16 protein-coding genes are annotated in these 20,028 nt (G+C 55.2%); 11 read left to right on the top strand and 5 right to left on the bottom strand.

Annotated features, from left to right (window positions below):
• Window positions 1-5 precede the first annotated feature (5 nt).
• Complete coding sequence (locus WCO56_08510) at window positions 6-1,169, bottom strand: hypothetical protein (GenBank protein ID MEI7729602.1); 1,164 nt, start codon at window positions 1,167-1,169, stop codon at window positions 6-8.
• Window positions 1,170-1,218: 49 nt separating this feature from the next.
• On the bottom strand, window positions 1,219-2,235 hold the full coding sequence (locus WCO56_08505; GenBank protein MEI7729601.1) for a hypothetical protein: 1,017 nt from the start codon (window positions 2,233-2,235) through the stop codon (window positions 1,219-1,221).
• 349 nt (window positions 2,236-2,584) lie between these two features.
• On the opposite strand from WCO56_08505, the gene WCO56_08500 reads away from it, so the two are divergent.
• A complete protein-coding gene (locus WCO56_08500; protein ID MEI7729600.1) occupies window positions 2,585-2,887 on the top strand; it encodes a hypothetical protein in 303 nt (100 codons plus the stop codon).
• Between the two features lie 450 nt (window positions 2,888-3,337).
• Here WCO56_08500 and WCO56_08495 read toward each other — a convergent pair whose 3' ends face one another.
• Window positions 3,338-6,175 carry a DNA methyltransferase gene (locus WCO56_08495; protein ID MEI7729599.1) on the bottom strand — a complete coding sequence of 946 codons (2,838 nt, stop codon included), beginning with the start codon at window positions 6,173-6,175 and terminating at the stop codon, window positions 3,338-3,340.
• 267 nt (window positions 6,176-6,442) lie between these two features.
• On the opposite strand from WCO56_08495, the gene ispF reads away from it, so the two are divergent.
• From ispF to WCO56_08455, 8 genes are all read left to right on the top strand, one after another.
• Window positions 6,443-6,922, top strand: coding sequence for a 2-C-methyl-D-erythritol 2,4-cyclodiphosphate synthase (ispF, locus tag WCO56_08490; GenBank protein ID MEI7729598.1), 480 nt, complete (start codon window positions 6,443-6,445; stop codon window positions 6,920-6,922).
• 13 nt (window positions 6,923-6,935) lie between these two features.
• Entirely contained in the window at window positions 6,936-7,205 is a 270-nt protein-coding gene (locus tag WCO56_08485; protein MEI7729597.1) for a hypothetical protein, read from the top strand.
• Between the two features lie 48 nt (window positions 7,206-7,253).
• A complete protein-coding gene (locus WCO56_08480) occupies window positions 7,254-8,588 on the top strand; it encodes a Gfo/Idh/MocA family oxidoreductase (protein ID MEI7729596.1) in 1,335 nt (444 codons plus the stop codon).
• Between the two features lie 59 nt (window positions 8,589-8,647).
• The gene (locus WCO56_08475) at window positions 8,648-10,201 is read left to right on the top strand and encodes a PAS domain S-box protein (GenBank protein ID MEI7729595.1); all 1,554 of its coding nucleotides are present in this window, start codon (window positions 8,648-8,650) and stop codon (window positions 10,199-10,201) included.
• A gap of 110 nt (window positions 10,202-10,311) precedes the next feature.
• A complete protein-coding gene (locus WCO56_08470; GenBank protein MEI7729594.1) occupies window positions 10,312-11,757 on the top strand; it encodes a sulfatase in 1,446 nt (481 codons plus the stop codon).
• A 42-nt stretch (window positions 11,758-11,799) separates the two neighbouring features.
• Window positions 11,800-12,408: a flavoprotein gene (locus tag WCO56_08465; GenBank protein ID MEI7729593.1), complete on the top strand. Its 609-nt coding sequence runs from the start codon at window positions 11,800-11,802 to the stop codon at window positions 12,406-12,408.
• Window positions 12,405-15,941, top strand: a complete 3,537-nt coding sequence (locus tag WCO56_08460; GenBank protein MEI7729592.1) for an AsmA family protein — start codon at window positions 12,405-12,407, stop codon at window positions 15,939-15,941. Before WCO56_08465 ends, WCO56_08460 begins: the two co-directional genes overlap by 4 nt.
• A gap of 29 nt (window positions 15,942-15,970) precedes the next feature.
• Window positions 15,971-17,860: a hypothetical protein gene (locus tag WCO56_08455; protein ID MEI7729591.1), complete on the top strand. Its 1,890-nt coding sequence runs from the start codon at window positions 15,971-15,973 to the stop codon at window positions 17,858-17,860.
• Between the two features lie 8 nt (window positions 17,861-17,868).
• On the opposite strand, the gene WCO56_08450 is transcribed toward WCO56_08455, so the two are convergent.
• The gene (locus tag WCO56_08450) at window positions 17,869-18,312 is read right to left on the bottom strand and encodes a PIN domain-containing protein (protein ID MEI7729590.1); all 444 of its coding nucleotides are present in this window, start codon (window positions 18,310-18,312) and stop codon (window positions 17,869-17,871) included.
• Window positions 18,309-18,512, bottom strand: coding sequence for a type II toxin-antitoxin system VapB family antitoxin (locus WCO56_08445; protein ID MEI7729589.1), 204 nt, complete (start codon window positions 18,510-18,512; stop codon window positions 18,309-18,311). The genes WCO56_08450 and WCO56_08445 overlap by 4 nt, the downstream gene beginning before the upstream one ends.
• Window positions 18,513-18,633: 121 nt before the next feature.
• On the opposite strand from WCO56_08445, the gene WCO56_08440 reads away from it, so the two are divergent.
• A complete protein-coding gene (locus WCO56_08440) occupies window positions 18,634-19,608 on the top strand; it encodes a hypothetical protein (GenBank protein MEI7729588.1) in 975 nt (324 codons plus the stop codon).
• Window positions 19,609-19,802: 194 nt separating this feature from the next.
• The coding region (locus tag WCO56_08435) for a hypothetical protein (GenBank protein ID MEI7729587.1) at window positions 19,803-20,028 on the top strand (226 nt) is incomplete at its 3' end.

The raw sequence follows: 20,028 nt of genomic DNA, 5'->3' as shown, positions 1-20,028 counted from the left end.
AAATTCTACTGGTTCAGATCCGCTTTATAACTAATTCGATTCAACGTAAAGGTTCCAGCGGTGCGCAAACCGATGTTCTGACTGGTGCCCAATGGCTTGTGCAGTCCGAATATTTCCTCCTGATAAGTCCCACTCAAGCGGTCCACTCCATAGCCTCCTGACTCAGTCGAACCACCCGTTGGTGGCGGATTTACCGTCAATATGATATTACGGGTGATTTCATAGCCATACTGGTGGTCAGGATGAAATTTGTGGCGGAAGGGGTTAGTCGGGTGATCGTCGCCGATCACGAAGGAACCCCTTACCGTGTTTCCCGCGCTTAAACTTCCACTAAGCGGCACCTGATTCGCAGGGATGGCACCAATTGTGCGTACTTGGCTGGAGACCGACAGGAGCGCCGTATCACTCGCAGCCTTGCGGACTTTTGCCTGATCCGCTGATGTGGTTGTCGGTTTGGCTCGTACGCGATTTAATTGATCCACCGTGGCCGCCACAATGGAGTTCACCACGTTGGTCATGGAAACCATATCCACTGCGGAAGTCGAAGGCGCAGCCAGTGCTGCTGCCAGCGCCGCGTTGAAGACTGCGTTTTGAATCGTCGCTGCACTATCCGATGTGCCTGTGCCGAGCGCCGCCGTGGAAGCAGCAGTTCCGGCGGCAACCGCTTTTGGGGTGATGGCACGCACAGCATTTACCGCTGATAAATCACTGAAATCATAACTGGCCGTGGCCAACCGTTTGGCAATTCCTGGATAATTTACGAATAAGGTTGGGTCGGTCAACAGCACAATATTACTTTCCGATTGCGAGCCGCTGCCGGAGTAATCGGGAATATTCGTCAAGGTGACTGATCCAATGTTCGTGCGGGTGACTTGGGTCGTATCCACAATGGCCACGCTTTTTAACAGACGCACCTGCCCGGCGCCATTCACATGCAGTATCAGGCGCAAATAGGCCGGTGACTTGGTCGGGGTGGTCGTGGTTGGGTTGGGAGCGATGGGAATGTTCGCGGCGTTAATGGGGATGGATACTTCGTTTACTTGATTAACCGTCACATCGCCCACCCAGAGGCCGGTGGAGGGAGCTGCTGCGGGCAACAGCATGGCTAACCATAGCGGAGTGATACCAAGCAGCCGTCGAAATTGTTGAAACAGAAATCTGGTTTGCATGTTTATTTCAGTTAAGGGTTGAAACCGGTTTGTTCATGGATGAAAAGAGTTAGGGTGTCGCCGGCAGATCCGGGCGGCTCCCGGCCACTGGCAGCCAAAAGACCGTTCCATAGTCTGATACCACTTTGAGCAGGCTCACCTGGCGCGCCACCGTCATGTTTTCCCGCTTAAGGGTTAGCCGGAGAGCGGTACTGGAGTATGGGTCTTGGGTTGGCATATCAAACTGTGGCGGTAGATCAATGTTCATCTGCACAATGCTTCCCGTCATCACTTTCTGTAAAACATACGCCAGCGGCAGAGGGGAATTGCCATTGTTGATCACTGAAATTCCCAATGGCGTGGGACTGTCATTGAGCAGGGTAAGGTCCAATTTTGAGGTGGAAAGGCCAAAGTCCAACGCGCCATTCATGAGCACCTGGATTCCCAACGGCCCCTGATACTGTGAACCGCCCGTGCAATACACCCAAAATGCTTCTCCGTCTTTCATCGGGGTGAAGATCGGGTCCGCTTGAACCCAACGGTCATTGAGCAATCGGAATATCTTCAAGGGCTGGTGGGCCTTTGAACCGCTGAAAAACTTTTGATACGTCGGCGGTGAGGTGGCATCCAAGGTGAACCCTGTCAGGTTGTATGAATCGCTCCGCCAAGTCATTGGTTCAAATAGAACATTACCCGTTACCGTCCAGATGCACGCCTGGTTCGCGTAAATCAAATAGGCGCGATTACCGTTGATGGAAAATAGGCTGGATAGAAATGCATCCTTCCGCGTGGGCGCATACCAGACTCCCCACCCCTCCTTCTTCCACGCGGTATTGGTTGGGGAGCTGAGGAACTTGACCGAGCTGCCCGTGTTGAAATAGGCCGCCACAATGGAAACCGGCAGCGCCCCGAACACCTGGGCCGGGGCTACGTTCGTGGGTTGCACTTGCAGATACACCGCATTCCATCCTTTCTGCAACGCGATGGTTTGGGTGCGGATGGAATCCGCCTGGGTAGCGAGGGTGCCGCATAAGCAAAGGCCGGCAACCCACAGAAGAATTGGGAAAAGTCTGTTTTTTGTATTCATAAATACGATGGATGGATTGAGTGGGCTGAAATAACGGAATGACGCCTTGCCGAGAATACGGCAAAATGCCTGACGTTGCTTACCGCGTATGGCACCATCTTCTTCACACATTCCTCTATCAGTCTGCATCCGGTCGGATGCCCTAGGTTGTTTTTCGCAAGCTACTAACCCGAATTATCTTCGCTACTAAACATCACATAAGGCAAAGTGTCAAATGTCTTTTCGCGATTTTTTATGGGTCTCCAGTTATCATAAATTTAGATAATATACCCACGCCCGGGCAAGGGCGGGTTGGCGCTTATGGGCGCTTGCGGAAGTGCCGCCAGGCGAAGACCGTGATTTCACCAATGTGTCAACCGCCAGCGCCGGGCGGGATATGCTCCGTCACGCCAACCGCCGCAAGGCCAAGATCAAGCCATTGATCGTGTTAAACAGCGTGCCCATCTCCCAGGCCGTTGGGGGATCGCTCAAGGTCCAGTCCATCGTGAAAATCCCGTTGCTGTTCGCGCTACGGTTGGCAAGGAGCGCCGCGCTGAGGTTACTCATGGTCTTCGCCAATCGGGCGGAAGTGACCTCGCCGGGATCACCCTTGTCGCCCTTCGGTTCAGGCGGACCGGCGGGGATGGCGGCGATTTACGCGGCCAGTGCATAGGGCAACGTGAATCGAATTCAAGGGTCAGTAGCTTTGGCAACAACCCATGTGGTTCCAGTCAAATCCTAGGTGGGTTTGAGCTAATCCTAGGTGGGTTTGAGCCGATCCTAGGTCGGATTGAGCCAATCCTAGCGCGGATTGGCCTAATCCTAGGGCGGATTCATCCAAACCCAGGGCGGATTGGAGAAAAACCACATGGATTTTCGACGTTTTTTGATGGTTTTGGGCCGGTTGAACCTACTTTTCTCCCAAAACCATGTAGGTTACATCCTGAAAATAAGGCACTTATGCAAAAAAACCGCCAAAAACATCAAAAATGAGGATTCCCAGCTTTAGTGGCGGGCGTTAAAGTAAAGGCTCTTGGGGGAAACGGCCTAATATATATAGCCGGGAGGCGTGGGACGGTAGCAGCCGCGTTCATTGCTACGGGTATGTTGAAGTTACAGCCGTCTAACGTCGGCTCCTACGGGGTTTGGCGGCCATGGCGGCGGCCAGGGGGGCGGTGAGTTGCTCGTACAGGGCGAAGAGATATTCCACCCGTTGCCGGTCGTTCTCGAACGGCTGGGGCCGGTAACACACATCCACCGCCTTATCCAACCCCGCATGCGCTTTCACCAAATCCGGCGGCATCGCCAACGGATCGTACAGGTCGGCGAGCGTACAGTTGCCTTTAGGCGGTAAATATTTAATGCGGACGTCTAAAACCTTCTGCGCGGCGGCTTCAACTGTCGCCTTTTGTTTCTCAGTCGATTTCTGCGGCCAGGGATAGTTGTTGTAAACAATGGAGCCTGAATATTGGAAACGGGATTCTAGTCTGCCACAAACCTGTTTAGTCCATGCCATGTGCATTCTGCTTGATAACATGCCGAAAATGAAGTGGCTGGGAGATGGAATAATATAAATTTTGTTACTGGCAATGATTTCTGGAGGTAAAAAGCCGATGGGAATATAGGTTCTTCGCTCGGAAGACACTTCCGGGATAGCTATATAGTGACTGTCAGGTTGTGAAATATAAAAAAACACCGATGCTTGTTGTGCTGAAGCGCGCGTTGGCGCTGCCGTGCTTGCTTTCCGGAATTCTTTTACCTTTTGCACACGTTCCAAAACTCGAGGCAATGCACGCAATTCACTCGGATCAGCATCAACCAGCCAAAGACACCACCGCATATTTCCATTAATAAATTCCTCTGAACCAGTATAGCGGCGCAAGTATTTTTTCGCTCCAGGTTCCTCGGCCAAAAACTGATCTTTTTCCTCATCGGTTAGGATTAAGTGGCCACCATCCGAAGGCTTGTTGCCACATCGCATCTCTGGTACATCTCCCAATGGCGTTTGCCGTTTCGTGACCAGCGCGTCCGGGCCTGGAGTAAGATAAGGGCTGATATAACTCACCTCTGTGCGGACTGGATGTTCCGGATCAGCGTCATAATCATAGAGAAACTTGGGGCCGCCACCCAAGACGCCGAATCCAATTATTACCACATGCACATGGGCTTTACCTTTTGATTCACTCATCCAGGCAAAGGTGCGGTGGGCGAAATGAATCGTCAGACTATATCGATTTAATAACTCACCCCATACCAGGGAAACCTGTTCCCCTTGGGTAATAGAGTTTGTGGACACGAAGCCAACTTTTATGTTTGTGTCATAGATATATTCAGCAGCTAGTTTAAACCAAGCAACAACGTAATCCACATCGCCAACGTTACGAAAATTGGAAAGCACTCCATTCAAATCAATCTTTTGTTGGCGCGTTTGATAATGTTTCCCCACAAACGGCGGGTTCCCCAGCACATAACTGCATTGTTTCGGCGGGAGGAGGGTTTTCCAATCGAGCCGCAGGGCGTTGGCTTGGCGGATATGCGGGGAGGCTTTCAGGGGGAGGCGGCGGACGGTTTGGCCAAAGGCTTCGGCGACTTCCACGTTCATCTGATGGTCCATCAGCCACAGGGCCACTTCGGCAATGCGCACGGGCCATTCGGAGATTTCGATGCCGTAGCATTGATCCACGTCCACGAGGCAGAGATCGCGGACGTTCAAGACTTGTTGTTGCTCGATGGCGTTGCCGTGGAGTTCGCGCAGGACGGCGAGTTCCAGGCGGCGGAGTTCGCGATAGGTGAGGACGAGGAAATTACCGCAGCCGCAGGCCGGGTCCAGGAAACGGAGTTGGCGCAGTTTCTGGTGAAATTCTTCCAAACGGGCGGTTTTGCGGCTGGAACGGTCGGCCTTGATGGCGGCGAGTTCGGCTTGCAGGGCATCCAGGAACAGGGAGCGGATGACTTTCATGATGTCGCGCTCGCTGGTGTAGTGGCCGCCGGATTGGCGGCGCGCGGCGGGGTCCATGATGCCCTGGAAGAGGGAGCCAAAGACGGCGGGGGAGATGCGCGCCCAGTGGAAACGGCAGCAGGCCAGGAGGGCGTTGCGCATGTCGCGGTTGAAATCGGCAAAGCCCAGGCGTTCGTTGAAGAGCGCGCCGTTGACGTAGGGGAAGGCGGCCAGGTCTTCATCCAGGGTGCGCTGGCGTTTGTCTTCGGCGGAGTTCAGGACTTCAAAGAGGCGGTTCAACTGGGCGCCGAGGTCGGAGCCATCCTCGCGGGTGTGGCGTTCCAGGTAGTTCTGGAACATGCTGGGTTCATCAAAGATGCCGGTATCCTCGGCAAAGAGGCAAAAGAGGATGCGGACGAGGAAGACTTCAAGTTCATGGCCGGTAAACCCGCCGTGATGCAGCGCGTCATGCAAACCGGCCATGGTGAGGTACGCTTTTTCATTGGCGGGGTCCTCGGGATTGAGCCGGACGGATTTCTCGCCTTTGATGAAGGCGAATTCGCGGACGTTTTTGTGCAGCTCCGCCAAGGGGCATTCGATGGTGCGGATACGTTTCTGGTTGAAGAGGGGGAGGCCTTCCTCCGTTTCCGGCTCCAGATCGTGCAGGACGATCCGGGCGAAGTCGGAGACGATGATGTAACGCGGCACTTCATCGTGGCGGCCCTCGCGGATGAGGTCCTGGATGTATTCAAAGGCCTGGGTTTCGGCTTTGGCGAGGCTTTTGCCGCGGGATTTGTGCTCGACCACGAGCACGCCGCGCCAGAAGAGGTCAATGAAACTGTATTGGCCCCGGATGTTCCTGACGGGTTCCTCGAAGCTGGCAACGGTGCGGCGTTTCAGCCCGAAGACCTGAAAGAAAGCATCCCAAAAGGATTTGGCTTCGGCTTCCTCGCGGGTTGCGCCAGACCATTCCCTGGCAAAACCAATGGCGTTATTGCGAACTTCATTCCAACTGATCGGCATGGGCGGAGGGTAGGGAAAAAACGGGCGGAGGTCAACCGGGCAATCGAGGCTGGCGCGTGAGAACTAGAAATCGCGTTGGACATCGTGAATGGCTGGCATAATCTCCCCGCATGACTACTCCGTATAGGTACTTCTTTCATCCCGTCCGGGAGGATGGATTGCGTCAATGAAGCCCATGGTTGACGCGGCGAGGTGCCCGGCGCCGGGCGGCGCAGTTTTCCGGTTTTGGTGCTTCCGTTGCGCGCGGTGATCTGTTTAACTCCCGTTATGATTCATGTAGGCATGGGTTATGATGTTCATCCGCTCGTGGCGGATCGAAAGTGTATCCTCGGCGGCGTGGCGATTCCGCACAGTCGGGGATTGGCTGGCCATTCGGATGCCGATGTGGTGATGCACGCCATCTGCGACGCCGTCCTTGGGGCGATCGGTGAGGCGGACATCGGCCAGTTTTTCCCCAACACGGACCCCCGGTGGTGTGGCGCGCCGAGCCGTATCTTTCTCGAGGAGGCGGCACACCAGGTGGCATTGCGCGGCGGGCGCATCGTGAATGTGGATGCGGCGATTGTCGCGCAGGAGCCGAAAATCATGCCGCACGCCGCCGCGATGAAGGACAACATCGGCGCGGCCTTGGGGCTGAAGCCAGCCAAAGTGGGCATTAAAGCCACCACCAATGAACACATGGGCTTTGTCGGGCGCGGTGAAGGCATTGCGGTAATGGCCGTGGCCTGCGTGGACTTGCCCGAGTGAAATAAAGAATTGTATGCCAAAGGCTGAAATCAGTTGGAAACGGGAAACGGAAGAAGGCGGTAAACTTCAGGTGTACGCCCAGCATGTGGGCGGCGAATGGATTTTTTACCGGCGCGGCAAACGTTACGATTGCTGGGAGGCGGTGCCCAACCCGCCACTGGAAGACTGGCTTGAACTGCTGGACGCCGTCCGCCGCTCCATCCCGCGCCGCCGTCAACGACCGGAGGAAGAGCATCGGGTCATGCAAAACATCCGCGACCGCTTTCCAGAATGGAAGGAGTAAGGGGCACTGTAATCACTGTAATCAACGTTTTCTTTGATTGAAAACACCATGAAAAACTTGCCGCGCCGCACTTTTCTGCAACGGTCCACGCTCGCTGTGGGAGCCCTCCCGCTGCTGGCTGGTCCCTGGCTGAACCCGGCCCGGGCCGCCGAGGCCGGCCCCAACAGCAAGATCCGGGTGGCGCTGATTGGCTCGGGCTCCATGGGCTGCGGGGACCTGGCCTGCCTGTTCGGCAACGCGGATGTGGATTGCCCGGTGATCTGCGACATTGATGACGCGATGCTCGCCAAGGGCTTGGAGGTCTGCAAGAAAAAGGACCGCAAGCCGCCGGAGACGGTGAAGGACTTCCGCCGCGTGCTGGACCGCAAGGATGTGGACGCGGTGCTGATCGCCACGCCGGATCATTGGCACGCGCTGTGCGCCGTCATGGCCTGCCAGGCGGGCAAGGATGTCTATGTGGAAAAACCGCTAGCGCTGTCCATTGACGAGGGCCGCGCCATGGTCGAGGCCGCGCGGAAGCACCAGCGCGTGGTGCAGATGGGCTCGCAGTGGCGCAGTTGCAAGCACATCCTGGAGGCCGGGGAGTTCGTGAAGTCCGGCAAGCTGGGCAAGATCACGATGGCGCGCGGCTGGGCCTGGCTGGACAAGCATTCCAACCTGGGGAAACCGCCGGAGGGCGTTCCCCCGGCCGGCGCGGATTACGATATGTGGCTGGGGCCGGCGCCCAAGCGCCCGTTCCATCCGACCCGCTTCCACTATAACTTCCGCTGGTACTGGGATTACGCCGGCGGCCTGATGACGGATTGGGGCGTGCACCTGATCAACATGCTGTTCATGGGCCTCAAGCAGGAATGGCCCAAGACGGTCTGCTCCAGCGGCGGCAAATACATTTTTGACGACGACACGGAAACGCCGGATTCGCAGGTGGCGCTGTATGAGTTCCCGGATTACCTGCTCTCCTGGGAGCACAAGCGCGGCCAGGGCGTGGGCATCAACGGCCGGCCCTGGGGCGTCTCCTGGAGCGGCACGGAGGGCACGGTGGTGCTGAACAGCGACGGCTGGGAGCTGCTGATCGAGAAGAAGCAGGCCAGCCTCGACCCGCAAAAGAACAAGAGCAGCGGCGACCCGCGCGCCGCGCACGTGCGGAATTTCCTGGATTGCATGGGCACCCGCAAGACGCCGGTGATGGACGTGGCGCTGGCCCACCAACTGACGGGCATCGCCCACCTCGGCAACGTGGCGTACCGCAGCGGTCACAAAATCACGTGGGACCCGGTCAAGGAAGAAGTCGTCGGCGATCCGGTGGCGGATCAGTACGTGGGCGCGAAATACCGCACCCCGTGGAAGCTGCCGTACCGCCGCCGCACGCAGTTGGACGGCTAAAGTATCAACCGGAAACGCTTTAACATGTGCCGTGAGTGTCTAACAATGCGACCTATGCCATGGCCAAAGTAAAAACAACGTCTGCCCGCAAAAAACGAATCACCACTTCGGACCCCAAGTTGCCGAAGCAAGCGACCTTGCCCCCATTACGCGTAGCGCCACCAGCAGACGAACCCGTTTCGTCAACGCTCGAAACGTTACAGGCCAAGCACCGGCTTTTAACCACCGTCATCGAAAGCATCCCGGATTTTATCTATGTGAAAGACCTGCAAGGACGCTACGTCTTCCTGAATTCCGCCGTGGCCCAAGCGGTGGGAAAACCCGTGACGGAACTCATCGGCCAGGATGACTTTGCGTTCTTTGCCCCTGAATTTGCCCGGCAACTCCAGGCGGAGGATCAGAACGTCCTGTGTTCCGGAAAAATGAAAGTATATGAAAAAGAGTACGTTTTTCCCAGTAAGACTTCCAGCCTGCTTACGATCAAAAATATTTGCCAGGACGCGCAAGGCCGGGTGATCGGAGTGGTGGGCATCTCCCGGGACATCACTGAACGCAAACGCTCCGAAGCCGCGTTGCAGCAGAGCGAGGAAAAGCTGCAAGCGCTGCTGAACCACTCGCCGGTAGCCATTGCCCTGACGGATTTTGAAGGGAAGATCACCTATATCAACCACACGTTTGAGCATTGGTTCGGATATCGGCACGAGGAAATCCAGCGCATCGAACAATGGTATCAGTTTGCCTACCCCGATCCCAAGTATCGTCAATCCATCGTTGGGCCATGGGAGACGTCCGTCCAGCAAGCTCGACAGCATGGCACGCCCATGCCGACGATGGAGGTGGCGATCCAATGCAAAGATGGTTCCACCCGACAAGTAATGGGCATGACCACCATTATCACCGGCCAGTTGATGGTGATCTTCAATGACATCACCAGACAAAAACAGGCGGAAGCTGCGTCGCGCGAGTTGACGCAGCAATTATTGCTGTCGCAGGACCAGGAGCGCCGCCGCATTGCACGCGAGCTGCATGATGCCACCGCCCAGGGGTTGGTGGGCCTGCTGTTAATCCTGAGTTCCCTCAAGCACCGGGTGGCGGCACTGGACCCGGAGGGCGGCAAGATGCTCGACGAAAGCATGCTGCTGACCAAGCAAAGCATTGACGAGGTGCGCACCTTGTCCTTTTTGCTGCATCCGCCGCAACTGGAGCATTTCGGGCTGGTGGGAGCCATTCGCGATATGGCTGAGGAGTTTGGCCGGCGCAGCAACCTCAAAATGGTGTTGGATTTGCCCCCCAACCGGTTACGGCTACCGCGCGAATATGAGCTGACCTTTTTCCGCATTTTACAGGAGGCCCTGCTCAACATTCATCGCCATGCCGAAAGCAAATCCGCCATGGTCAAATTGGTACGGAACAAAACGGAAATTCGGCTGGAAGTGCAGGATCAGGGACACGGGATGCCGATGGCCCTTGGGGGGGACGATAAAATGATGGCGGCCTATCGCGGCGTGGGCATCTCGGGCATGCGGGAACGGCTGCGGCATTTGGGCGGGCGGTTGGAGATCGAAACCGGGGAAAACGGGACCACCGTCATCGCGGTGCTGCCGAATCCATAATCTTGGTTCTGCATCGCGGGCTTGTCTAAGTGGATGGAGGATTCTAAGATGTGGCCATGTTGATGAGATACCGTACAGTGTTCTGTTTTGGAATTGCCTGGTTGAACTTGATGCTTATGAGCGGCTGGACGACGATTGCCGCCAAGCCCGTCAATAAACCCAATGTCCTTTTCATTTTGTGCGACGACCTGCGTTGGGATGCCTTAAGCTGCTTGGGCCATCCCTACCTCAAAACGCCCAATATTGATCGAATCGGGTTTGAAGGCGTGCGTTTCCGCAATACTTTTTGCACCACGTCCCTGTGTTCGCCCAGCCGGGCCTCCATCTTGAGCGGGGTGTACGCGCACACGCACGGAGTGGTTAATAATTTTACGGAATTTCCGGAAACCCTGCCCAGCTTTCCGCGCCGCTTGCATGATAACGGCTGGGAAACCGCCTATATTGGCAAATGGCACATGGGCGAGGACAACGACAATCCCCGGCCCGGCTTCGATTATTGGATCAGTCACAAGGGCCAGGGTAAATATTACGACACTGAATTCAACGGCAACGGCAAGCGGGAAGTCATGAAAGGATACTACACCCACGTCGTGACCGACTTCGCCTTGGACTTTCTCAAGCAACCCCACCAGAAACCGTTTATGCTTATCCTCGGCCACAAGGCGCCGCATAGTTTTTACCTGCCTGAATCCAAGTATTCTAACACGTTTGACCATGTGAATATCGAATATCCGGATACCGCATTCCAACTGGATGGCAAACCTGACTGGGTCAAGCAGCGCTTGGACACCTGGCACGGCATTTACGGTCCGCTCTTCGACTGGCGCAAAAAGTTCCCGGATCGCAGCCCGGCAGCGGTCAAGGATTTTGCCGCCATGACGCGCGCGTATTGGGGAACCATCCTGTCCGTGGACGATAGCGTGGGGCGGCTGTGGCAGGCACTCAAGGAAATGGGGCAGCTCGACAACACCATCATCATCCTGATGGGCGACAACGGTTTGCTCAATGGCGAGCACGGGATGGTGGACAAGCGCACGATGCACGAACCCAGCATCCGCATTCCCTTGCTGATCCGGTATCCGCCCGCGTTTAAAACGCCACGATCCGTGGAGAAAATGGTCCTCACTGAAGATATTGCCCCCAGCGTGCTGGATCTGTGCGACGTCGCGCCGCTGCCCAACATCCACGGGCAATCCTTTGTGAAACTCGCCCAAGGTAAATCCGCACCATGGCGCACCGAGTTTCTTTACGAGTACAACTATGAAAAGCAATTCCCCTACACCCCCAATGTGCGGGGCGTGCGCACCGATGACTGGAAGTATATCCATTATCCCACCGGGGATGGCCGTCCCGACCAGCACTTGCCCGAGCTTTATCATTTGAAGAACGACCCCGAAGAACGTTTCAACCTCGCGGCGGATCCCCGTTACCAAGGCAAACTCCGGGACTTGCAACAGGCGTTGATCCGGCAATTGGTCCGCACCGGAGCCGTGCCGGACAAAATGCCACCGGACGAAGGCGTAAAACAAGAATTGCCAGATCAGAAAATTCGGTGATACTCATGGATTGCCGTCGGGTTACGGCAAATGAAGCAAACTATGAAGTTACCGAAATCGAAATCGGGGACCGTGAAACCGCCAGTTGTTATCCTTGGCGTCACCGGCTCTATTGCCGCGCATAAAGCGGTGGATTTGACCAGCCAGCTCACCAAGCAGGGCTGCGAAGTCCATGTGGTCATGACTGCGGACGCGCAGCAATTCATCACGCCGCTCCCGTTCAAGACCCTTTCCCGGCAACCAGTAGTGACCAGCCTGTATGATGAGGCGGAAGGCTGGAAACCCACGCATATCCATTTGGCAGACGCGGCAAGTCTGTTACTGGTGGCACCCGCCACGGCGAATGTCATTGCCAAAATGGCTCTGGGCCTGGCCGATAACGCGCTGACCTGCATCGCCCTGGCGCTGAACCCTCAAGCGCGCATTTTGATCGCTCCGGCCATGAATGGTAAAATGTGGCTGCATCCAGCCACCCAGAAAAACGTGCAGACCCTCAAGTCTCGTGGCGTGGAATTCATCGGACCGGAGGAAGGGCTTCTCAGTTGCGGCTACGACGGCATTGGCCGGTTGTGCCCAGTGGATCAAATCGTCAGCCGAACCTTGGCAATCCTGCGCCCTGTGGCAATCCGTCAGCAAAATAATGTTTTATGAGTACTAATGAATCCGTTACCGCTCCGAAAAAACGGAGCTGGTTGAAAATGTTGGGCATCGCCACCGGCGTGGTGGTCGCCCTGCTTGTCACAGTCTATTTCATCGCCACGAGTGCCTGGTTTTTCCAGTCAATCGTTTTGCCCAGAGTCGGGCGGGAAATCAACGCGACCGTAACGGTCGAATCCGCCAGCATCAGCCCGTTTTCCTCCGTCTCCCTTTCCGGATTGAAAGTGCAGGCCGGCGCGGGGGAACCGATTTTGACGGTGGCATCCATCGCGCTTCGTTATCATCTGATGGATATCATCGGCGGCCATATCAACGTGGATGAAGTCGCCATCAGTACTCCCGTAATCGTGGTTACCGAGGACGCCACTGGGAAAAGGAATCTGGACCCCATACTGGAAAAGCTCGCCGCCAAAAAGGCGGAGCCCAGCCAACCCAAAGCCGAAGCCAAACCGGCGAAACCCCTTCAGCTTGATCTCAAGAAGTTTGCCTTGAGCAATGCCAAAGTGCGTTACACCAAGGCCGACAAGGCTGGTGGCCAGATGACGGCGGAGGTCAACGGGATTAACCTTGGGTTGGAGAACTTGGGTAACGGCAAATCAGGGATGGTCAATCTGGCGGCCGACCTTCAATTCGAGCAAAAACAAGGCACGACCAATAACACGTTACAGGCCAAGTTGTCCGGCCAATTCCAAGTGGCTCTCGATAACCAGTTGATGCCGGCTACCCTGAAAGGTGGCACCCAATTGGCTGTCAGCCAGGCGCTGGGCACTTTTCAGCAACTATCCGGACTGACCGTGAACCTGGCTAGTGATCTCACCCCTACCGAACTTAAGAACGTCTCGGTGCAAATTACCCAATCCGGTAAGGGATTGGGAACCTTGGCCATTTCCGGCCCCTTGAACCTCGCGAAACTCGAAGGTAAATTACGCGGCGACATCACTGCCATTGATAAACAAGTGCTGAACTTGGTCGGCAAGGCCTTCAATGTGGATTTCAATTCCACCACCATCAGTTCCTCGGGCCAAGTCGAACTGGCCAATGGTGGAAAATCCATCCAAATACAAGGGGCGGTTTCTGCCGCGCGCCTCAGCGTGACGCAATTGGGCCAGTCCACCCCGGAATTGGATGTGAACATTGCGTATGACTTGGCGGTGGATCGTGTCGCCGAAACCGCCACGGTGCGCTCGTTTAACTTGGCCGGTCTGCAAAACAAGAAGGAGTTTATTCACGGCAGCTTGACCAAACCCATGACCGTGGGTTGGGGTAAAACCGGCACCAGCGCCGACGAGTCAGTGTTCACGCTGACGCTGGATAATCTGAATCTGGCCGATTGGAAGGCGTTTGCCGCCGGCTCTGATCCGGTCGGCTTGGCCAGCATGAAATTAAACGTCCTCTCACGCGGCATGGGCAAACAAATCCATGTGGACCTCCAAGCCGGGCTAAACAATTTTTCCGTCAAAAGTGGTCCTAATCGCCTCAGTCTTTCCAGCCTCGAGGTGCAACTGCTCACCGATGTGGATGACCTCAGCAAGGTTAAGCTGTCTAAATTTTCCCTGGCCGCACGGCACCAGAATCAAACAGCCTTGACCCTGGATGGTTCGGGGCAGATGGACAGCAAGACGCAAGACTTGATCCTGGATGCCAAGGTGCAGGCATTCCTCGAACCGCTGGTCAAAATGGCCGGGGTGCCGAATGTCCAGGTGAAGTCCGGAGTAGTCCGGTTTGACGGCCATGTGGTACAGAAGCCTTTGCCGACACAAGCGGGCAAACCGACGCCCATGGAGCGCAGCGTGACCGGCAAATTGACGGTGGAAGATTTGAGCGTCACCCTGAGCCAGATCGTGCTGGACCAATACGCGGTTTCCATGGATTGCGATCTCTTACTCAAAGATACACAGGCGGAAATCCGCAAGCTGGCCGGCAACCTTCGCCAGCAAAACACCCCCGGCGGAGCGTTTGAAATCAAAGGCCATTATGATCTGCAAAAACAAACTGGCGACGCGAGCCTGCTGGTAACCGATCTGAATCAAAATGCGTTGCGCCCCTTCCTGGCTGCTGCCTTGGGAGATAAACAACTGCAAACCGTATCCATCAGCCTGCAAACTGAAAGCCGCTTCGATGCCAAGGGCAATGCCTCCGTGGCGGGTGACCTGAGCCTCGCCAAACTCGTGGTCAAAGATCCCAAACAGTCACTCCCCAACCAGCCGCTGGAAGCCAAAGTCAAACTGGACGCCGCGATGGACGGTAAGGTGTTCACCTTGCGCCAAGTGCGGCTGAATTTGACGCCCACCAAATTGGCGGCCAATCAGCTTGATTTTAGTGGCTCAGTGAATCTTACCGATACGAATGCTCTCACCGGGGCGCTGAAGTTGCGTTCGGACGGATTAGACTTCACCTCGTATTACGACTTGCTTGGCAAGCAAAACGCGGCGGCCGGTGCCACGCCAGAATCTGCGCCGGAACCAGTGGTCGCCGCTACGCCAGCCAACCAGGAACCGCCCAAGGTGGCCGCCCTGCTGGCCATCACCAATTTTACCTTTGACACCAGCATTGCCAGAATCTATCTGCGGGAGATTGCCATTTCCAACCTAGTCACTGGTCTGCGTCTCAATCGCGGTGTGATTCAGCTCGATCCATGCCAGTTGTCGCTGAATGGCGTGCCGGTCAGCGCCAAAGTCTGGGCCAACCTCGGCGTGGATGGTTATGAATATGAGTTGGCCTTGAAAGCCCAAGGCATCCCCGCCGAGCCGATCGTCAACAGTTTCTCGCCCGAGAACAGCAGCATTGCCAAGGGCGATTTAATCGCGGATGTCCGCATCAAAGGCGCGGGTGTTACCGGCCGAAGCCTGCAAAAAAATCTGACGGGCCAGGTTCTCCTCAACTTTACCAACGCCAACGTGGTGGTGAGTTCCAAGCGGATCAAGCCTTTGTTGGAGACGCTTGCCGCAGTATTGCGCACCCCCTCGTTGACGCGAACGCCGCTGGATCACATCAGCGCCAACCTGACCCTGGGCCAAAGTAAAATTAACATTCAATCCTTTGTCGCGCACAGCCCGCTGCTGATCGTGGAATCACGGGGGGTCATCCCCATTGCCGAGGTGCTGACCAATTCTCCGTTGAACCAGCCGGTGGATATCTGGTTGGCACGGGGCCTGGCTAAAAATTTATCCCTGGCACCCGCCAACCCGACGGACACGTATGTCTTGCTGCCTCAATTCGTCCAACTCGAGGGCACCTTGGGTGCTCCCACTATGGATAAGCAGAAAGCACTTGAGAAACTAGCGGTCGCCACTGCCACCACCGTCGCCACCGCCCAGGCGAAAAAACTATTAGGCGATAAATTAGGCGATAAAAATGCGGATCTTATCAATAAATTTGGCGGTTTGCTGGGTGGCAGTCGTCAGCCCGCCACCACCAACGCCACCACCGCGCCTCAAACCGATACCGTCCGCACCAACCCGCCCGCGCAGCAACTCGTTCCGGCCCTGATGGACGAGTTTTTCAAACGGGTTCCGAAAAAGAAATAGTCCATGACTGCAAGTCAATTAAACAACGGATGAAACTTACAAAAGTGACGCGTCAATTCTTGACGCTAATAGGAGCTATGCTGTTTAGCTGGCCCGGATTATGCGGGCAATGGACGGATTTGTACTGGCCGCTGAATAATGGCGATCAAAAATCGTTCCTGTACGAGTGGACAAAACAGTTGAACACTGGCGTTGTCATCTGGAACACCAACCAATTCCAAGTCAACTTAGGCACTGGACATCACTCCGCCGACTACGAAGTGCATGAAGTCACTACCAATGGCATTTTCCTGGTTCAAACCGTCTCCAGTTCAACCAGCCGGTCTTTCAACCCGAAGGTCCTGCTCATGAATGACACCCTGCTCCAGCAAGGCGGAGTGAAAATCACGGAGACGAGCGTCAGCCAATCAGGCGTTTCCAACTATTCCGCCACCTATACGGTCGCCATTACCAAAGCCGGGACCGTCAAGGTGCCTGCGGGAACTTTCTCGGATTGTCGAAATATCATCGTGACCTTACGGGAAACCATCCCCGGTTATGGAACCCAAACCACGAACGCCCTCACGGCGGTCCTTGCGCCGCACGTCGGCATCATCCGGAAACTGATCAAAGCGGGAACCAGTAAAAAACCGGCCGTATGGGCAGACTTGTTGAGCGGAACGGTAAGCAATGTCCCGATTCTAGATTGGAGTTCCACCCGGCTGCTGGTGGTGCAGACCAATGGGTTTGGAACCACCACGCCAGACTACAGCCGCGAGGGTCTGCAACTCGGCAAAGGCTACAGCATTACCGCCAAACCCGCGGTTGGCTGGGTGTTTTCCAACTGGGTGAACAATGCGGATCTTGTGTTGACCAATGGGGCCACGTTGAAATTCACCATGCAAACGAACCTGGTATTAAAGGCCAACTTCACGCCCAATCCGTTTATCCCGATGAAAGGCAATTACGCGGGCTTGTTCGCTGATACCAACGGCGTAACGCCAACGAACGTCGGCTTATTCACCGCCACGCTGACCGACCAAGGTAGCTTCAGCGCGAAATTGCAACAAGCTGGAACCTCGTATTCGATCGCCAGCCAATTTCCCGTCGGCGGAGTATTCTCAACCACCATCGTCCGACGGGGGCAGAGTCCGCTTTCCGTGTATCTGCAATTAGGTCTGGCGGGTACGGACGTTATCACCGGATTCATCAGCGATGGCGCGTGGACAGCGGAACTGACGGCCAATCGTGCCGTCTATTCCAAAACCAACCCCGCACCCCAAGCGGGCAGGAAGTTCACCGTCATGCTGCTTGGGAGTGAAGATTCCCAAACCCAGCCTGGTGGTTACAGCTTCGGTACGGTCAGCGTGGATGCGCTCGGCAACCTTGCATTCAGCGGTTCCTTGGGCGATGGCAGCAAGGTGGTTCAAACCACCTTTCTCTCCAAGCATGGAGACTGGCCCTTCTACCTCCCTCTGTATTCTGGAAAAGGCGTCGCCCTGGGCTGGCTGCAGTTTACCAACCAGACAGACACCGACATAACTGGTGTGGTGAAGTGGATCAAACTGCCGCAGCCGGGTAAATTTTATCCAAATGGTTTTGTGTGTACCAACGGCCTGGAAGTGTCGGGTTCGCTTTATTCCTTCACGAACGGCCTGCGGCTGCTGAATTGGACCAACGGGGAAACGGTTCTGGCCGATGGTAATTTGCCGCAAAGTATTACCAATCAGGTTGTGCTGGATGTGAATAACAAGGTGACCGGCTCGAATAAACTGAGCCTGACAATTACCGCTTCGGGCTTATTCCAAGGCACGATGACCGACCCAGCCACCCGAAAGGTGATCACCATGAATGGGGTGGTATTGCAGAAACAAAATGCAGGGGTCGGCTCTTTCCTCGGTACCAACCAGAGCGGCAGTGTGTGGCTGGGCGCAAAGTAAATGGGGAATCAATCCACCGAATAACTGCCGCCATATCCGGGCCGATATGGTAATACGCCAATCACGGATTGCATTTGCTCGAAATGTTTGTCCAGCGCATATACCCTGCAAATATGGTGGATGGACAAGCTGGCGATTAACACATCATTCCATGGCACGGTGAGACCGGCATCTCGCAGTCGCCATGCGTTCTTAACGGCCAGTTCCCAGATGGTTTCGTCCACTTGCAAGTAAGGGATCACCGCAAAGCCGGCGGCCAATCCGCGCCGGTCTTCCGCGCGGGCGCCACCCAGCACTTCCAGTTTTACCGGGCTGCACAAGGTCGCCTCATATTCCTCCAGTAGGGCTTCCAGCGCCACTTTGCACGCCACCGCCCCTTGTTTTCGGGCGGCTTCAATCCAAACCGATGAATCTACGATGACCATATTCGAAGTGCGCAATGGTTCCGTCACGCATCCAACTTCTCAACGGCGTCGTTGGTGGTGTTATAATCGAAATACCCTTCTCTTAACATCCGGCCAAATTCCCGGGCTTTCTTTCTTTTTACAAATTCTTCGACTGCCCGGCTCACCGCTGGGCTCTTCTTATTATCACCGGTTATTTTCATCAAATCGGTTAAAATAGAATCGTCAATATCTACTGTAATTCTCATAACTCAATAAGAAATACATCATTTTGCATCTTATTACAACACTTTTTTCATCTTTTTATGCATATTTTCGCCCTTCAAATCCAGTGTTGACGCCATAACAGTACTCCGCTACAGCAAGCCCATGAAATGCATCGCGTCACTCTTCAGCCTCATTTATGTCTGCGCCACGTTGTTTCAAGTCCAAGCGGCAGTCCCGAAACGGGAGGTCTGGATGATGCCTCCTGGCGCAGCAGACGGAAAGAGTTTGCGGCAACTGTTTGCGCATCCCGACCAATGGCAGGAAACGCGCACGAACATTCACGTGTTGGGCTACGCCGATCATCAGTTGAACCGTCAATTCACGGACGACGAGTTGCGGGCATGGCTGCCAATGATCGGCCAGTGGGGGCTCAAGCTCGGGTTGGAAGTTGGTGCGGTAAAGCCGTGGGGCCCCACCGGCCAGAAGACCTTTGACATTGAGCGCAAGTATTGGGATCGGTTTCAGTCGCTGGGCGGGCGCATCTATGCCTTGGCGATGGATGAGCCGCTTTGTTGTGTCCGCAAAGACCTCAAGAAGCCGGATGCCTATGCCGTCGAGGAAACCGCGCAGTTCATCATGCTGGTGCGCAAAAATTATCCCGACCTGCTCATTGGCGATATTGAGCCCTACCCGTTTTTGCAACTCAACGATCTGACCACTTGGATTGACGCCTTGCAATCACGGCTCAAGGAATTGAACGTGCGCGGACTGGATTTCTTCCGGCTGGATGTGGACTGGAATCATTTTACCATTGGCAATCGGATTTATCAGGGCAACTGGCCCGAGGTAAAAAAACTGGAACTGGCCTGCCGCCAGAGAAAAATTCCCTTCAGCCTGATATACTGGGCCGCCGACTATGGCAAAATGAACAGCTTGAAGTTGGCCGATGACGCCACTTGGTACATTGGCATCATGCGCCAAGCCAACGATTATGCCTTCGTGGGCGGATCACCGGACCAGTTTGTCATTGAAAGCTGGGTGGGCGCTCCCTCGACGGCGGTGCCGGAAACCGACGACTGGACCTTTACCCGGTCCGTCCGCGATTTTTGCAAACGGTACGTGGTCGGGAAACGCTGAAGATCCCACTTTTACGGCAGCAACAGCCGGGAATTCACCGTGAACCCATTATGCGCGTCGGGCTGCATGTAAGCCGATCTCCCCGCCGAAAACAAGCGCGAAAAACGGCCATGCCAAAAACACGAAAGAAAGCCAGTTAACCTTGGAAATACCGGATTCACCACAGATTCCCAGAACCCGGACGTTTCACGGCAATGTCCAAGCAATCAATTCTAGTTTCTGACTTCCATCTCCTATCTCCTGCACATCATTTTTCTGCCGGTATATTTTTCTGCAAAAGAATTTGGTTCCAATTTTTTTGCCAGCTAATTTTTCTGCCATGGTTTTGGCTTATTTCTGCAAAAGGTTTCCCGCTTTTATGGCAGCAACAGCCGGGGATTCACCGTGAACCCATTCGGATAGACTTTATCCGCCGGATTC

The sequence above is a fragment of the Verrucomicrobiota bacterium genome (assembly GCA_037139415.1).
Classification (GTDB): Bacteria; Verrucomicrobiota; Verrucomicrobiia; order Limisphaerales; family Fontisphaeraceae; genus JBAXGN01.
The sequence above is the reverse complement of the archived record's forward strand: the minus strand, read 5'-3'. Positions and strand labels throughout refer to the sequence as shown.

What these genes read in the sequence shown, in the direction of transcription:
- WCO56_08510 (MEI7729602.1), bottom strand. Translation starts at nt 1,169, where the DNA reads ATGCAAACCAGATTTCTGTTTCAACAATTTCGACGGCTGCTTGGTATC.
- WCO56_08505 (MEI7729601.1), bottom strand. Translation starts at nt 2,235, where the DNA reads ATGAATACAAAAAACAGACTTTTCCCAATTCTTCTGTGGGTTGCCGGC.
- WCO56_08495 (MEI7729599.1), bottom strand. Translation starts at nt 6,175, where the DNA reads ATGCCGATCAGTTGGAATGAAGTTCGCAATAACGCCATTGGTTTTGCC.
- ispF (MEI7729598.1), top strand. Translation starts at nt 6,443, where the DNA reads ATGATTCATGTAGGCATGGGTTATGATGTTCATCCGCTCGTGGCGGAT.
- WCO56_08485 (MEI7729597.1), top strand. Translation starts at nt 6,936, where the DNA reads ATGCCAAAGGCTGAAATCAGTTGGAAACGGGAAACGGAAGAAGGCGGT.
- WCO56_08480 (MEI7729596.1), top strand. Translation starts at nt 7,254, where the DNA reads ATGAAAAACTTGCCGCGCCGCACTTTTCTGCAACGGTCCACGCTCGCT.
- WCO56_08475 (MEI7729595.1), top strand. Translation starts at nt 8,648, where the DNA reads ATGGCCAAAGTAAAAACAACGTCTGCCCGCAAAAAACGAATCACCACT.
- WCO56_08470 (MEI7729594.1), top strand. Translation starts at nt 10,312, where the DNA reads ATGCTTATGAGCGGCTGGACGACGATTGCCGCCAAGCCCGTCAATAAA.
- WCO56_08465 (MEI7729593.1), top strand. Translation starts at nt 11,800, where the DNA reads ATGAAGTTACCGAAATCGAAATCGGGGACCGTGAAACCGCCAGTTGTT.
- WCO56_08460 (MEI7729592.1), top strand. Translation starts at nt 12,405, where the DNA reads ATGAGTACTAATGAATCCGTTACCGCTCCGAAAAAACGGAGCTGGTTG.
- WCO56_08455 (MEI7729591.1), top strand. Translation starts at nt 15,971, where the DNA reads ATGAAACTTACAAAAGTGACGCGTCAATTCTTGACGCTAATAGGAGCT.
- WCO56_08445 (MEI7729589.1), bottom strand. Translation starts at nt 18,512, where the DNA reads ATGAGAATTACAGTAGATATTGACGATTCTATTTTAACCGATTTGATG.
- WCO56_08440 (MEI7729588.1), top strand. Translation starts at nt 18,634, where the DNA reads ATGAAATGCATCGCGTCACTCTTCAGCCTCATTTATGTCTGCGCCACG.